Below are 14,187 nucleotides of genomic sequence, written 5' to 3'. Positions count from 1 at the left end.
ATGATCCTATGCGCTGTCAACGGCCACTGTCCAATTGCCACCCTCGACCTGCAGGCAGACGCCCGACTCTTCAACGGCGAAGTGATCCCCCAAAGGATGACGCTCTTGTCGCCCGACATAAAGCCCAGGGGGCCGATGTACCCGCCACACTCATTCTTGGCGTTGGCCCGGCCACAGGCGACGATGCCGAACTCCTCAGTGAAGTTGGCGCACACGTCCCGGACCTGCACGGCGTCCGGGTCCCAAGGGGGCCCGTGAACGGGCCGGCGTGTCGCAGGTCGATCTGGCCGAACGGCTGGGCAACACGCAGACGCTCGTGTCGAAATGCGAGCGCGGGGACGTCGGATAGAGGCCGGGAGCGGATCAAGTTCTCCGAGGCGCTCGGCCTGCTGGGCGAGTACCTCGAGCAGCGCGCTGCCAGACTCCAGCCGAAGTCCAGAAAGAGCAAAGCAAAGGGGCGCTGACTGTACGATGGGCTTATCCGAACCACAAAGAACCCCCAAACTATTGATTACAAGATATTTTATTGATTCAACTTAGCCTACGCACCCCCAAATGTACCCCAATTCGCCGCGGATGCTCACGGCCCCCTATGGATGATTGCTCCGGTGAACTCGAGCTAAGAGGCGCGCGGCGGCATTGGTGCAGTACCGAAGCGGAGGGGGAGGCCCTCGCATCAAAGCGCCATCGCTTGGTAGGGCACTCCTTCGCCGCAAAGCCATGCTTCTCCAGCGGACGACGGAAGTTGAGGATCGTGGTCTCATCCCGAATCACATTAAGCCAGCTGAGCTGAGCGAACAGCCGTATCGCAGCGATTTCGTGCAGCGCTCCCTCCATGCCCGGATCGCTCAATGCGTACCACTGCTACAACAGGCGGACGCTCAACATCGTCTCCATCGAGTACGCCGGCCGGCCCACGCGGACTGCGCGGGTAGTACGGCTCGATCTGAGCCAGCAGCACCTTCCACGGTACTACCCGTACCATCTCCAACAGGAAGATCTCGCGCCGGGTCTGTTTGCGCTTGCCCAGGCCCTCCGCATCACCAAGGGTGAGTTGCATCGGTCGTTCGGCCTCAAATCCACTGCGCCAAGTTTCGCATGATTTGGGGAGTTGCTCTGACTACCTTTAGTTTGGAGATGCTAAAAGATCGTTAGCCATGGGTTCTCATCACCCGTTGTACGGAGCGCGAATGATCGCTGCACTTTTGCCAATCAAACGGGGCGTTTATTTTTCAGGCCGATCCAACCGGACAGAATTCTGGTCGTTCTTTCTGTTTGCGGCTCTCGTCGCTGCGCTCAGCTATAGCTTGGTCAATGCCGGATACTGGCTGATCGGCTCCGATCTACACAGCTGGGAACTGTCCTCGCTTCTCGGACATGGGGATCGTCGTTGCACTCATACTTTTCCCTCTGCCAATGCTCGCGCTGACCGTTCGAAGACTGCACGACATTCATGAGTCTGGGTGGTTCGTTGTGATGGCGTTGGTTCCTCTAGGGGTGTTCGTTCTGTTTCCGGTGATGCTTTTCTCCGGCAGCGAGGAAGAGAATAGATGTGGTTGACCACCACGGACCGTACCGCGTCGGCTGGGCGAATTGGGATTCGATTCCCACGCTCACCCCATGTCTCCCAACGGTTCTCTCATTTCTCAGCGCTTCTTGCCGTCAAGCAGCTGCTAGCCCACATAGCCTGGTCGGCATCGCAGAGGGTCGATTTCCAAGTGGGTTCCGGATCGGAGTTGGGGTACGTCGCGACGGTTGGGCCGTCGGCTCTGATTTCCTGGAAAGGCCAATTTGACCAGAGCAGCCTTAAGAGTTGGCCTGGAGTGCCTGCGCACCCAAGCATCTACCCCATAGTCGCCTAGAAGTGGAAGTTTGTCCTTAACACAACGCTTCCGGGGCCAGCACAGCGGCCGCGACGGGCGTCCGCGAGGCAGGTTGGATCCGATAGAGGCACAGGGCCGGAAGCAAGGCACCCGAACTCGCCAGCATCGATAGGATTGAACCAGAAAAGATGCCCAGGCTTGGGCGACTCTATCCTGCTTGGCTGCGCTGGTAAGTTAAACTGCCGTGCACGTACACCTCGCGTTCCGGCTATAACTGGCAATGGATCTCTAGACGCTCATGGCAAGCAACCTTATCAATAGCTGGTTGAATTCACTTGACAGCGAGATGCTTGAGGAGCTCGTGCTCCTCCACGTTAACGAGAAGCATCAGCCCGAGCTGGAGGCTCAGCGGATTGGCGTTAGCGGGCAGATCCAGAATGGCGTCGACGTGTACGTTCACGCCCGTAGTCCCAACCTCGGTCATTGGGGATACCAGTGCAAGGCGTATGCTCGATCAAAGCTCACCACAGGTATCTTCGACAAGGAGTTGAAGCTGTGCCACGAGTTCGAGCCCCCCCTCGACTACTACAGCATTGTTACCCTAAACAGCAGAGATGCGAGGTTGCAGCAGCATGCCAGAAATGCTCGCCTGCACGGAAAGTCCAACAGGGTATCGATAATCGCGCTCGAAGATCTGTCATCTATCGTCCAAGCTTCATCGTTGCTGAAGAAGCATCTCATTGACTTCGTGATGCATCCATCAGATGTGCGGGTAATCAGTGAGTACCTAGGGCTCGTGAACGGCACGATGCCGAGCTTGACCGCTGAGATTGACCAATCACTACCGGATGACCTCAGAACCGCAGAGGATTGGATTAATAATGGGATGCCACTGCGGGCACTAGCCATACTCGACGCGCGAGTGGGCTCTTCAAATGAGAATGCGGTCAAGCGTATTCGGTGCCGCGCGCTCTACGGCATGGAAAGCTATTCGGACGTTCTGGCAATTGCCAAGACTGAGGCCGAAGGCCAAGTGCCCAATGCGCAACTCCTCATTCTTGGGGCATTGGCAGCGGAGGAACTTGACGAGACGGACGTAGCCGACAGACTCGTCAATCTCGCCCTCTCTTCAGCAACGGATGCTACGCGCGCAGAGGCCGTTGGCGGTTGCGTTCGGCTTCGCGCCAAGCGCGGAGGCGCGGACATTTCGGACCTAGAGGTATTCGCGAGCGAACATCTTGGCGACAGGCTAGATAAAATAGCGGTAGCACTTGCCGATTCAGCAGCCGCGCTGGGTGATCCACATCGCGCCGCCCATTGGTTTGGAGTCGCACGATCCTCTCGCCCTCACCTGGCGCTCGGCGTTCAGATCAATGAGCTTGCCAACGCCCTAGTAATTGCAACGGATAATTCCGATCAAAGGGAAATTCCCCGGATCATTTCTCTCCTGCAGCAACACCGTGACTCATTCAAAGGTCCGGAGAATTCATCACTCCAGAGGGTGATCCTGACTAATCTCGGCGCGGCGTACCGTGCCGCTGGACGATTTAGCGATTCCGCGAGCTCGTGGGATGAGGCGCTTGCAATTAAGAGTGGGCAACGTGACATCTGGATCCACCGATGCCTTCTCTGTGAACATGACAGTGGCGTTCAGCCTCCAAGTGAAGGCGCTGCGTCCGACCATGCCATCGATGCGATTGCGAAGCTCGCCTATGCGTCTTCACTAACTTCTGCAAATCGGTTACCCGAGGCAAGCACCATCGTGCAGCAGGTGCTTTCTGGCCCCAGCGTGACACCCATAGAGAGTTCGATTGCACATGTAGAGCGGTTGCGAATTCGTCTAAGAACCGACGATCTGCAGAGTGTCATTAGTGACGGCATTGGGCATGTCAGTGACCACCGCGAATCCCTGCCACTTCTCGGATGGCTGGCGACGCAGCATAGGCGAGCCTCCATGAAGCCAACCGGCTGCAGCAGAAGCGACAATTGTCCCACTGCCGAGCTCTTCCTGCTCTAGCCTCTTCTTGAAATCCTAGCACTACTGAGTAAGCAACTTTAAAAATTCTGCTGAGATAATTCTTGCTCACCTGAGGAAATCCTCAGGCGAAGCTGCGAAGCAAGCCAAATGAGAAATTTCCATTTGCTGCCAATCTTCTCAGCATCCCGGCAAGCTAGCCATAGGAAAATTCCGAAACACTTAAATCACCCTACCCCGATCCGGCCATTCTGCCGCTGAGAGCATCACGACTTCTTTTGCACTGATGGCAGAAGAATGGTTTCAACCCGGCTTCGCAGGAAATGCAAGCTCCATTTAGACGATGTTGACTGCTCATCATCGAGCTAGAGAATTTCAGTACTGGGTTCACACGGGGCGTGGTTCAGCATGCGGGCCAACCCTCTGTCACCTGCCCCAGCGTGAGCGGCGGTTGGGGACTCGCGAGGCGCTTCTGACCCGCTAGAAGCCAGAGACACAGAGCCCAAGGGAGCTCTGGCCTTCGGGGCACCGGCACACCACGGGAGTGCGATCGCCCGACAAGTCAACAATGAAAGCATGGCGGCATGAACGCACCAACTTTACCAGGAGAGCCGCAACACGTTAGAACTCACCGCATGCGCAACGATGTGGCCGAAAGACGAGACCGCCAGGGTCAACCGATTAGCACGCTTGATGGCGGTGAACAGCCTGCAGGGCCGGCTCTAGCGGTAGCATTGCGGGCATATTGGAAGTCCAGCCGTGACGGTTTGAGGTCTCAGCACCGAACATGAGCAACTTCGCGACGCAGATCCACCAGGAGTGGATTCAGCCCTCTAGAGACGTGAAGCTATGGTGACTCTCTGATGAGATCCCCCACTCCAACTCAGTATGATTTTCGATATGGACAAAAAATCATCTCAAGCGGCATCGACCAGCAGCTTTTCATTCGAGTTTGGCCGTAACGATGTGGACAAGACTCTCACCCTAAACGACCTGTTGAAGCATTTGGATGCGGAGCTGTCTAAGGCCAACGGTGAGCCAATCACCTCCAGAAGCCTAAAGCGGACGTTGGCCTTTCTTCAGAAGTCGATCGGCATTGATGTCACCGACAAGGATCGACCTCTACCGCTCGTAGTCCTGAAGACCGTCCGTCTGCTCTTCTTGACCGATCTCAATAGCAGCAGAAATGTCTTCGGCCTGCTCACACCACCCGCCACGGCAGCTGACGCTACAATGGAGTTCAGCACCGTCACTACCATTCCGCGCGATAGCGAGGCCTCTAGGATCATCGAGAGTCTGACAGAAGCTCTGGCCACAGAGATCGAGCCTGCGCGCGTACGTATGTTCTTAAGGTTGATTGGTGATCGAGAGGCCCACTCTGTAGCCGAAAAGCTTCTATTGCATGTCGAACAGACCAACGATGCCGTGCGGGAAGTCCTACGTGACGGCCTGTGCGGCAGCGAGCCATTGATGGCGGTTGCATTCGACCATCTTGCTCAGTTGCTATCTGCGATTCGAATTGAGCAATCAGAGGACATGAGGCCCCGTGCCAATGAGGCTATGTACGTCTATCTCCAGACTCTACCGTTCCGGCACTTTGTTCAGCACCACACGCGGCATCTGGATACAACTCACATCAAGCTGGAAATAGGTGACATCCGAGATGACGCCGAGCGCTTGTGCCTCCTGGCAGCTCATGATTCGAAATGGCACCAAGGCCCGACTGCCCGCGCGTTCTCGGTCAGTACGTTCCACCATCTGCTGTTAGAGCATCCGGAGGAGATGTGTGCGCTTGTTCACAAAGCGACCCGCGTTGCCACAACCGTCGAGCAGCTCAAGGGTCACGAGGATCGCGCCAAGAGGCTGCTTATCTCATATGCCTATCGTTCATTTGACTGCACCGATCCGGAAGCAGTGTTGTTGACTGTATACGATGTGATTGCAGCATTGGCTTCTTTCCGCTATCAACAAGCCAAGGGGAAAAAGTACAAGCCGTACTGGTACGGGCAAACGGATCAAGGCGACAGTCCACAGCGCCTGTTCGACAAAGGACTCGATCTAAAGGACCCCCATCAGCACCAAGGCGTGATGCAGATCTACCTCAATCGGTTCTATGAATATCAGGCTTCGTTCGAAGGCACCATAGAGAGTCACCATGCCTGGATGCGGTATCAGACAGCCATGCTTCACACGTTCCAGTCGGCGCTTCAGCTGAACGACATTGTCGCAATGTCAATGGCGCTGGCGGCACTCAACTATGTTTGCGTTCTCAACGCCAAGGACTTTGTAATAGAGCACTTGGGTGGCGATAGATAATTTTCCATTCCATTGACCCTATGTATATGGAGATGGGAAACGTTCCACCATCAGGCCAGCGATGACCGCATCGATAGGTGGATCATTTGTAATTCGCTAGTAGATGGCATCAGTGGGCATGAGGGGCTGTAGCACGCGCACTTACCGTTTCTCTAGCACACTGCATTTGCTAACGGACCACTCCACTTCGCACAGGCCGACAAGAGCAATCTTGTCGGCCTTTTCTTTTACCCATAGAGAAAGGGTGATACACCAATGGCAAGCTTCCACTACAGCATCAAAAGCGGAAAGAAGGGCACCGCTCGCAGACACGGCGGATACATCCTGCGAGAGGGATCGCACAGCGAACGGGAAGACTTGGTCCACGCCAGTCACGGCAATCTACCTACATGGGCCGACAACGATCCCAGAGCGTTCTGGAGCATGGCCGATCGCCACGAGCGCGCCAACGGCGCTGCCTATCGCGAGCATGAGATCGCACTGCCCGGCGAGCTGACCCAAACGCAACTGATTGAGTTGGCTGAGCGTCTGGCTCAGCGCCTGGCTGGAGCCAAACCGTATCAGTACGCGATCCATGCACCTGCTGGCGCGCTAGGCGGTATCGAGAACCCGCACGTACACCTGATGTGTTCCGACCGCGTCCCGGATGGAATCGAACGTACCCCGGATCGAACGTTCTCGCGTTACAACCCGAATCATCCGGCTGAAGGCGGCTGCAGGAAGGACAGCGGGGGCAAGAGCCCCATGGAGCTGCGCCAGGTGGTCACGGCCAGGCGCAAGCTGGTGGCAGATACCCAGAATGAGATGCTGGCCGAGTGCGGTCACAGCACCAGAGTCGACCACCGCAGCCTTCGAGACCAAGGGCTGGACCGGCGGGCAGAGCGCCATCTGGGCCCGCTATTGGTCAAAGAGTTGGCTGATGGGGAGAAGGCCCAGTATGTGGCGTATCGGGCTGGCCATGATGCCGGCACCCCGCCCGTCCTCTCTCAACACTAGCGCCTCTGCGATTTTGTCGCAGAATCGCTCAGCTCTTGGCCTGACTGCAGAAGAAAAAAGGCGGCCTATGCAGTGGCACGGGGAAGACGAGTGTCCTCGCCTCCCCCGTACCCCGCCCCATTCTACAATGCCATCAGCTGCTGGCTGAAGAAGCAGTTGATCAACTGCAGGTGGCACTTCCGGTCACCGTACGACGTCCCGATGCGTATCGCCCCACGCGTCTGGAGCAGTTCCAAGGCAGCGGCCAGCCGGTCACGCTTCCGTACGGGCCCATTGCGCAAGACGTGATTGCGCGGGATCCAGGTGTTGGAGAACAGGCCGCCCCAGATCCGCGTCTTCAGGTAGTGGGCGACGGCCCGGGCATCGACCAGGTCCTGAGGCACGGCAGAGTCAGGTGAGAACAGGTACTTATACTCGCTCTCGTGCCATTTGACGATCTCGAACGCTCGATTGAGCGTATCGACCGAGATCGGACCGGCCTCCTCCGCAAAGTAGTGCATCGCTGCAGCCAGCCGTGCCAAGATTTCCATCACCTTGGCAGCAAAGTCATTGATGTCGCTCAGATAGCTACCCTGGCGCAAGAGAAGTTCAGTCTCTTGCGCCAACTCCACCCAGCGGCTCTTCGCATCCGGACTGAACTCGATCAGTTCTCGCTCTATCGATCCTGATTCGATCCGCGCTCGATACCGATCCAGCAGCACGCGGATCCGCTTTTGGAACACCGGCAGATGCTCCCAGGTCGGCTCCTCGCCGCTCACCTGACGGAAGCCCATGTTTGATTGCGGCCAGCCCACCAGATAGCGCGCCCAGTGACCGCTTCCTTTGGCAACTGAACCCTTCCGGTCCAAGTACGCTTTGAGCGGTTCGTGCTGGGTCATGATGCTGACCGACACGCGCGGGTTCATGGCCAGCAGATTCTCGTCTGCCCTGTCACGGACCAAGACGCTCGGGGAGTCCCACAGGCGATTCAACAGGCCCAGGTGCGACATGGCCTCGCTTCGGAACAAGACGTGGCCTTCATCGGTACTGATCGCGATCGATTCGCCGTCGCCCACCAATGCTTCGGTGATCGCCTTGCCGGTGATCTCTTGCCGCATGAAGTAGCGCAATCGAGGCTCGATCGGCTTGGAGCGACCATGCTCCAGCAACCGAGCCTCCAGCTGGTCACTGTCCAGGCCACGACTGACCGCTCGCGCTACAGCGCTGCGCAAGCCTTTGTTTTTCGCCTCCCACGCGCCCAGCTCAGCCTGATAAGCATCCTTCTTGAGCTTGTGAGATGCCATCGCCTCAGTATCCGCATCGCGGAAGGGGGCAAACAGCAGCGAAGACACGGTCGACTTGCGCTCGCCCGATTCGGCGATGATCAGAAGATTCTGCGATACCGGTCTGACTTGACCTGTGGGTAGTTTGACGTCGATCAGTCCCTGGCACGCCATGGAGATGGCGTTGATCAAGCTCATCCCGATCAGCGCCTCCGGTGCCTGAACGTTGCGGGAGATCTCGTTACCGGCCTCTCGCGCCACCACCAGGAAAACGTTCAGGGGGTAGCGGGGGGCGACCCTGCCGAAGGATGTCGTCATTCGGACTCTCCCTGATCGGCGGTTGCCGACTCTTGGACGGGGCGCCCACAACAGGAGCAGACCACGACATCACCGGACTCCTTTCGGCGTTCCCGCTCCGCATTCAACAGCTTGCGGAACTGGGGCTGGTTCAGTTTATGGCTGTATGCAGCATTGAAGCGTTCCATCGCCAACCGCTTGCGCATACCTTGCATCAAGTGCTGCTCCAGTACCGGGTAGGCCTCACGGAAGTCCATCTCCAGCTTGCTCTTGCCCAGACTCAGATCCTGAGCCAAGGCGTGCTGGAGGCGGTCCAAAGGAGTGTGGATGCCAGCCAGGGCGTCGGCGAGACTGTTCATGCTCACAGCCCTCCCTTGCTAGCGCCGGACTTGGCAACACGGCCCTGCAACCAGGCGACGGCTTCGTGGGTCCAGTAGAACTTGGGCGAATTCTCTCCGTCGTACAGGGGAACGCCTTTGGGGAAGTCCGGGTCTGTCTTCATCAGCACATAGGCCTGACTGCGGCCGACCGAGAGGAACTGCAACAGTTCCTTGAGCCTCAAGGTCGGACGTTCCAGCAAGCCGATCTGTGTCCGAAGGCCGGCCGAGACATCGCCGAGTGAGTTGGTTCCATCTGGCAAGTACGCCAGAGACGAGTCGTGCAGATTCATATTGGATTCCTCTTGAGTTGCGGTAGGAAGGAATCCGGCCGGAGTCCTAGCTGGCGGTAACCAGCTGGGACGCATTTGAGCCGATGGCACACGCAAAGCCCATGCTCAAAAAATCAACGTTTTGGGAATGAGCGATCTCGATGACTCCGTTCAAGTGAAGTCAGCGCGCTCATCTTTAGATGAATCAATAGGTTATCGAAAGGGGATCGAATCCGTCCCCTTCGTCCCAGGCGCGAACCGAGCGAAATCCGGCATAGATTTGCGGCCGCCCCCACGTGACCGAACCCGTTTGGCCAAGACCTAACGTACTCCGCGGTCGAATCAGATCGATACGGTTTTCTCGCTCTTTGAATGGTTCGCCGCTGCGAGCACTCGTGTGTGGCCTGATCCCACACCGATGGAGCGAGTCCACTTCGGCTTGATAAGCAATCCCCCCGAGGAATAAGATTCGCCAAATTGTTATTTTTTTGTTAACTTCCTCAAGGCGGCGGCCGCGGTGCTGCGAGGAACCCTCAAGTCCCGTAACTGCGGGTGCACTCCCAGGAAAGGCAAGAAATGCATGAGGGAATGAAGGCCAAGTCACAATTCGGCTTGCTGGTGCCGGATATAGGTAACCCCTATCCGAGGTAGCTATGCGACACATCTCCAATGCTCACTTCTACCAAGCCGAAGTCACTCAGGTTGATCGCTGGGATCACGGACCACTTGAGCTGGTCTTCGTGGATGAGCCCGCAGAGGGACGGCTTGAGCAGACTGCCCATATCCACGAATGGAACTCGACACAGCGGGCCGGATTCCTTCGCTCCGGCAGGGCGATGGATGGTCTCAAGGCATCGATTCCATGCCTCGAGGATCGCCGCAACCCCAACATGATTCTGGTACCAACCAGCGGCGGGATCTCTGAACTGGATGTAATGCTCGCCGGGTTGCTTCCGGATGCCCTGCTTCAGCAACACAATCTGGAGCGTCGCCGGACTGCCATGAACTTGATCTTCGGTCACCGCTCACTGGATGCAGGGTATGGGGCGCGTGCACGTGCCGCCTTCTCTCATCACGTGTGGTCGGTTCTATCGCCACGTGCCCGGCTTGGAGCGAATGCCTTCGCGGCGAACTCGCCACTGCGCCTGCTTGCTGGGGATACCAGGTACTGGGCGCACCGAATCTATCGTCTTGCGCTGGATCGACGCGACGCCTTCTTTGAGCCGACAGATCATGAGGAAGAATCATGGAAGCCGGTAGATATCCTGCGCGAGCGAATCCTTGCCCCGCTGCCCGAAAATGAACGACACAAGTTCAAAGTAGAGCGCCCGCTGGAGGGCGGAGACATTTGGGATGTCTTCGACAGTGATGAAAGAGAGGATGTTATTCGTTGCGCAGTAGATGGTGATGGCGTCATGGAATCACTTGACCCGCTGATCGAGCTTCTTCACTCGCACCGCGTCCACGAGGATTTTTCAGACGCAAACTCTTGGATCAAGGAGGATTTCGAGCGAAGCTTCTACTCCAAGCGCGCAAAACTCAAGGTCGATATCGTAGAAACAATCGATGATGCGCCGGCCTACGATCTCGCGGAGAATGAGCCCTATGAGCAGGTTCTTTTCCGAGACATGCTCGCCATGCTCGACCAGAAGGAACGGCGGCTCGTCCTGGCCCTCCGCATGGGGAAGAACGCATCAACCATTGCACGCGAGTCTGGCCTTCGCGGCCATGCTTCTGTGTCCAGACGGATCAGCGCACTCAAAGCGAAGCTAGCTCATGCTTTGAAGTGATCAGGCTATTTGATCGCCACAGAGTTGCGCAGCATCCAGGACACGGTGTTGATGAAGAGCTCAGGGGGGTGGACATTCCAGCCCCGCCTGACGTTGGCTGTAACCTGAATTGAAACACCGCCAATCCGAGCCCCTGCGTGCATCCATGGCCCATGCATGTGTTCGGGAAAGACACTCTGCCTTGGTGGGCTAGGCTCGCCGCTTCGGCTTGTTCTCACAATGCGGATAGCTCGAGCATGACTTGAAGGTCCCTCGGGGTCCGACCCGGTCTACGAAGACACCGATCTTGCACACAGGGCATTGCTCCTCTTCAATCGACTCTCCCGTCACTCCAGCAAGCTGGACAACGCCTTCCTTCAACAGCTCGCTCAGGAACGGCGAGTGCCTACCTCGAACCGTGGACATGGTGACGCTTCGTCGTGCACGGGTCAGAGCGACGTAGAACAGACGACGCTCATCACTGAACGGGAAGCTGTCACCATCGGGCATCGCCATCGAAATCACCGAATCGTCCTGCTTGATGCTGGGGAAGCTACGATTGACCATGCCCGGCAGAACAACGTAGTCGGCGGCCTTGTCCTTCGACCTGTGCATCGTCAGGAACTCGATCTTCATCGTCTGCCCGAATCGCTTCTCCCAGTCCGTTGGGACCACCTCACGTTACGCTCCGTAACGCCCCAGAACAAGCACCTCTACCGGCCCATTCCCTCCTAACCATTGATGACCCGAGTCTAAGTCCTTGCCATGTTCGCCGCACTGCCTAGTTGCGGAGCCAGAGCCCACAACCGTGACCCAGTCTAGGCGGCTGGACAAGCCCCATGGCCGGCGTGCCCCCTGCTCCCCGGCTGGCTGACGCTCCACCACATCGACCAACCCGAGGCTGACTGATACGCCTGCGATGCAAAAAATGAATATGACTCGCATCCTGGCAGGGGGCATTGCCCCCTGCCAGCCTCTCCTCTGCTTCAGGAAATGGGCTAGAACGGCAACGAATCGTTGGCGACCATCAGCCCATCGAGTTGCGACGCGAGCCGCTCATAGAAACCCGCCTCTTTGATCAGCCGGTCGGCTGCTCGCCGCCGACGAGAACGAGCTCGCCAACAGCCACTCAAATCAGCTTCCAACGTACTGATTCTGGCCCACAGCTCCGCAGCTCGTTCCCTCGCCCAGGCTGCTCGCTGCTCATCTATCGTTTTTTTCCATTTCCACTCCAAACATACGAAACGACCAGCCATTAGCTGACCCATCAAAGCCCTTCAGGCAGGGCCGTCGCCACTAGCGGCTTGCTCGGGAATGACGCCGATCTGCTTGACCTTGATCTGGCTGGAGAGCAAAGCGCTGGAGACCATGTAGGCAATGGTTGCCAGCACGCCGATCCAGGCATCAATGGACCAGTTGAACAACAGCCAGCCGCCGTGGAAGGCCCAGAAGAGAATCGGCGACCAGATCCCGATTGCCTTGCGCAGCTTGACCCGGTTGACCACGACGTTGTTTTGGAAGTGTGGCAGCGGGAGCCGGTTCTTCTTCAGGCTCAGGTATGCCCTGATCGTGAGAGGGATCAGGAAAAAGGTCATCAGAAGGTTGTAGAGAATGACGCCCATAGTGTGTTGCTCCTTGTTAATTGATCTGCCGTTTGGCTGATTCCCGCTGCTAGCGACACGCAATCCGCTGCGGGCGGCCAATGACTGGTTTTGTGGTTGCGGCAGACTTACGTGTCACGTAGAGTCTACCCCGTGCGTAGAAGTGGCGTCATCCTGTTGGCATGCGGCCCAAGCCCTCCAACCGTTCATGAACAGCCATACGCCCATTCCTCGCGGCGTGGTTGCTGCACGCTTGCGACAAGCCCGTGCTCTGCGGGGGCTTAGTCAACGTGAAGTAGGAGTCCGCATGGGGCTGGATAAAGACACAGCGTCGGCACGGATAAGCCGGTATGAAAGCGAATCAATGGCTGTGAGCCTTGAGTCGCTTTTTGCGCTGGCAGCTGCACTTGAGGTTCCACCCGCCTACCTTGTTGCAGGAAGCTCAGCGATGGCAGATGCGATCTTGTGCCTGGGAGCACTCGGCGAGAAGCAACAGGCCGAACTAGCTATGGCACTCGCTTCGCTGACAAAGCTACCAGCCGATAGGCGGCAAGCGTTCATAGACAAAATTGCAGCCTATGGGGACGCCTCCTAACATACGGGCTACGTTTAGTGAGGCTCAACAGCACCAAGTTTACTTGCCAGGCCTCAATGGAGTGGCAACCGCGCCGCTAGATCATTCCCCGCGCAGCCATCGATAGCGCCTGGTCTGCCGTCACGACGAAGTGATCCAGCAGCCTTACATCGATCAGGCCAAGAGCCTCTTTGAGGCGTGTCGTAATCGCTCTATCGGCAGCTGACGGGTCTGGGTTCCCACTGGGATGGTTGTGGGCCAGGATCACAGCTCCTGAGTTCAAGGCCAGTGCTCGTTGAAGCACAATCCTTGGATACACGTTGGCACCATCGATTGTTCCCGAGAACAGCCTTTCCACCGCCAGAAGCCGGTGCTGTGAGTCGAGAAACGCCACCTCAAAGTGCTCGCGCGTTTCATGAGCCAATCGAAGGCGGAAGAACGCACCGCACGTGGCAAAATCACTCATAGCTTGCCCTGGCTTGCAGGCTCGGCGCTGCAGTATCCGCAGGGCTCGGGCGATCGCCCGGTCATCTCGAAGCTGGGAAGCCGCCTCCATCGCAGCGTACTGGCTACGGTCTGGAGGATCCACTCGACCGTGGGATTGCATCATGATCGACCTCCTGTCTTGCTGCCGATGGCAATCGCCGCTCGGGTGACGCTCTTTGCCAGCGGTCTACGCAGCATCTTCACTTTTCCACATTCGCCTCCTCGATCGGCGTTTGTCGGAGCGTCGCAGCGCCCAAGCCTCCGGCCTAAGGTTGTCAACCAAAGGCCTCGTATGTGCCTGGTCAGACGCTCAAATGAGTTCACCATCGTCATTTCCTCTGTAGTTGACAGCAGAAACGCACAAGGCCCGGACTAGCCGGGCCTTGTGCGTTCTGTATGTCGCTAATTGGGATCAAAGATCCATGAAGCTGCAGTTGAT

Annotated in this window: 13 protein-coding genes and 2 pseudogenes; 8 read left to right on the top strand and 7 right to left on the bottom strand. The window is 57.4% G+C overall.

Features of this window, described 5'->3' with window-relative positions; translation table 11 throughout:
* Positions 1–268: 268 nt before the first annotated feature.
* A complete protein-coding gene (locus AC5P99_RS09940; RefSeq protein WP_197592592.1) occupies positions 269–349 on the top strand; it encodes a helix-turn-helix domain-containing protein in 81 nt (26 codons plus the stop codon).
* 356 nt (positions 350–705) lie between these two features.
* Here the strand turns inward: AC5P99_RS09940 and AC5P99_RS09935 are convergent.
* A pseudogene (locus AC5P99_RS09935) lies at positions 706–1,060 on the bottom strand (transposase); the annotation flags it as partial.
* 130 nt (positions 1,061–1,190) lie between these two features.
* Between AC5P99_RS09935 and AC5P99_RS09930 the strand changes: the two are divergent.
* The 5 genes from AC5P99_RS09930 to AC5P99_RS09910 all read left to right on the top strand — a co-directional run bounded on the left by AC5P99_RS09930 (position 1,191) and on the right by AC5P99_RS09910 (position 7,110).
* Entirely contained in the window at positions 1,191–1,457 is a 267-nt protein-coding gene (locus tag AC5P99_RS09930; protein ID WP_495213122.1) for a hypothetical protein, read from the top strand.
* Positions 1,378–1,560 (top strand): DUF805 domain-containing protein, encoded by a 183-nt coding sequence (locus AC5P99_RS09925; RefSeq protein WP_495213111.1) that lies wholly within the window; start codon positions 1,378–1,380, stop codon positions 1,558–1,560. The genes AC5P99_RS09930 and AC5P99_RS09925 overlap by 80 nt, the downstream gene beginning before the upstream one ends.
* Positions 1,561–2,121: 561 nt before the next feature.
* Positions 2,122–3,840, top strand: coding sequence for a hypothetical protein (locus tag AC5P99_RS09920; RefSeq protein ID WP_495213110.1), 1,719 nt, complete (start codon positions 2,122–2,124; stop codon positions 3,838–3,840).
* Positions 3,841–4,686: 846 nt separating this feature from the next.
* A complete protein-coding gene (locus AC5P99_RS09915; RefSeq protein WP_495213109.1) occupies positions 4,687–6,114 on the top strand; it encodes a hypothetical protein in 1,428 nt (475 codons plus the stop codon).
* Positions 6,115–6,369: 255 nt separating this feature from the next.
* On the top strand, positions 6,370–7,110 hold the full coding sequence (locus tag AC5P99_RS09910) for a MobA/MobL family protein (protein WP_495213108.1): 741 nt from the start codon (positions 6,370–6,372) through the stop codon (positions 7,108–7,110).
* A gap of 122 nt (positions 7,111–7,232) precedes the next feature.
* Here the strand turns inward: AC5P99_RS09910 and AC5P99_RS09905 are convergent, their stop codons facing one another.
* Genes AC5P99_RS09905 through AC5P99_RS09895 form a run of 3 tightly spaced genes read right to left on the bottom strand, consistent with a single transcriptional unit; the run spans position 7,233 to position 9,339 of the window.
* Positions 7,233–8,690, bottom strand: coding sequence for a YfjI family protein (locus tag AC5P99_RS09905; RefSeq protein ID WP_495213107.1), 1,458 nt, complete (start codon positions 8,688–8,690; stop codon positions 7,233–7,235).
* Positions 8,687–9,028 carry a hypothetical protein gene (locus AC5P99_RS09900; protein WP_495213106.1) on the bottom strand — a complete coding sequence of 114 codons (342 nt, stop codon included), beginning with the start codon at positions 9,026–9,028 and terminating at the stop codon, positions 8,687–8,689. The genes AC5P99_RS09905 and AC5P99_RS09900 overlap by 4 nt, the downstream gene beginning before the upstream one ends.
* A gap of 2 nt (positions 9,029–9,030) precedes the next feature.
* A complete protein-coding gene (locus AC5P99_RS09895; RefSeq protein ID WP_495213105.1) occupies positions 9,031–9,339 on the bottom strand; it encodes an AlpA family phage regulatory protein in 309 nt (102 codons plus the stop codon).
* A gap of 632 nt (positions 9,340–9,971) precedes the next feature.
* Between AC5P99_RS09895 and AC5P99_RS09890 the strand changes: the two genes are divergently transcribed.
* On the top strand, positions 9,972–11,108 hold the full coding sequence (locus AC5P99_RS09890) for a hypothetical protein (protein WP_495213104.1): 1,137 nt from the start codon (positions 9,972–9,974) through the stop codon (positions 11,106–11,108).
* A gap of 189 nt (positions 11,109–11,297) precedes the next feature.
* Here AC5P99_RS09890 and AC5P99_RS09885 read toward each other — a convergent pair.
* A pseudogene (locus tag AC5P99_RS09885) lies at positions 11,298–11,849 on the bottom strand (3'-5' exonuclease); the annotation flags it as partial.
* 515 nt (positions 11,850–12,364) lie between these two features.
* The gene (locus AC5P99_RS09880; protein ID WP_495213103.1) at positions 12,365–12,709 is read right to left on the bottom strand and encodes a hypothetical protein; all 345 of its coding nucleotides are present in this window, start codon (positions 12,707–12,709) and stop codon (positions 12,365–12,367) included.
* Between the two features lie 187 nt (positions 12,710–12,896).
* Here AC5P99_RS09880 and AC5P99_RS09875 point away from each other — a divergent pair, with 187 nt between their 5' ends.
* Complete coding sequence (locus AC5P99_RS09875) at positions 12,897–13,283, top strand: helix-turn-helix domain-containing protein (RefSeq protein WP_495213102.1); 387 nt, start codon at positions 12,897–12,899, stop codon at positions 13,281–13,283.
* Between the two features lie 76 nt (positions 13,284–13,359).
* On the opposite strand, the gene AC5P99_RS09870 is transcribed toward AC5P99_RS09875, so the two are convergent.
* Positions 13,360–13,872 carry a JAB domain-containing protein gene (locus AC5P99_RS09870; protein ID WP_495213101.1) on the bottom strand — a complete coding sequence of 171 codons (513 nt, stop codon included), beginning with the start codon at positions 13,870–13,872 and terminating at the stop codon, positions 13,360–13,362.
* Positions 13,873–14,187: the final 315 nt, after the last annotated feature.

It is taken from the genome of Stenotrophomonas sp. YJH_SMC_80, assembly GCF_059372495.1.
The sequence above is the reverse complement of the archived record's forward strand: the minus strand, read 5'-3'. Positions and strand labels throughout refer to the sequence as shown.

What these genes read in the sequence shown, in the direction of transcription:
- AC5P99_RS09930 (WP_495213122.1), top strand. Translation starts at nt 1,191, where the DNA reads ATGATCGCTGCACTTTTGCCAATCAAACGGGGCGTTTATTTTTCAGGC.
- AC5P99_RS09925 (WP_495213111.1), top strand. Translation starts at nt 1,378, where the DNA reads ATGGGGATCGTCGTTGCACTCATACTTTTCCCTCTGCCAATGCTCGCG.
- AC5P99_RS09920 (WP_495213110.1), top strand. Translation starts at nt 2,122, where the DNA reads ATGGCAAGCAACCTTATCAATAGCTGGTTGAATTCACTTGACAGCGAG.
- AC5P99_RS09915 (WP_495213109.1), top strand. Translation starts at nt 4,687, where the DNA reads ATGATTTTCGATATGGACAAAAAATCATCTCAAGCGGCATCGACCAGC.
- AC5P99_RS09910 (WP_495213108.1), top strand. Translation starts at nt 6,370, where the DNA reads ATGGCAAGCTTCCACTACAGCATCAAAAGCGGAAAGAAGGGCACCGCT.
- AC5P99_RS09905 (WP_495213107.1), bottom strand. Translation starts at nt 8,690, where the DNA reads ATGACGACATCCTTCGGCAGGGTCGCCCCCCGCTACCCCCTGAACGTT.
- AC5P99_RS09900 (WP_495213106.1), bottom strand. Translation starts at nt 9,028, where the DNA reads ATGAACAGTCTCGCCGACGCCCTGGCTGGCATCCACACTCCTTTGGAC.
- AC5P99_RS09895 (WP_495213105.1), bottom strand. Translation starts at nt 9,339, where the DNA reads ATGAATCTGCACGACTCGTCTCTGGCGTACTTGCCAGATGGAACCAAC.
- AC5P99_RS09890 (WP_495213104.1), top strand. Translation starts at nt 9,972, where the DNA reads ATGCGACACATCTCCAATGCTCACTTCTACCAAGCCGAAGTCACTCAG.
- AC5P99_RS09880 (WP_495213103.1), bottom strand. Translation starts at nt 12,709, where the DNA reads ATGGGCGTCATTCTCTACAACCTTCTGATGACCTTTTTCCTGATCCCT.
- AC5P99_RS09875 (WP_495213102.1), top strand. Translation starts at nt 12,897, where the DNA reads ATGAACAGCCATACGCCCATTCCTCGCGGCGTGGTTGCTGCACGCTTG.
- AC5P99_RS09870 (WP_495213101.1), bottom strand. Translation starts at nt 13,872, where the DNA reads ATGATGCAATCCCACGGTCGAGTGGATCCTCCAGACCGTAGCCAGTAC.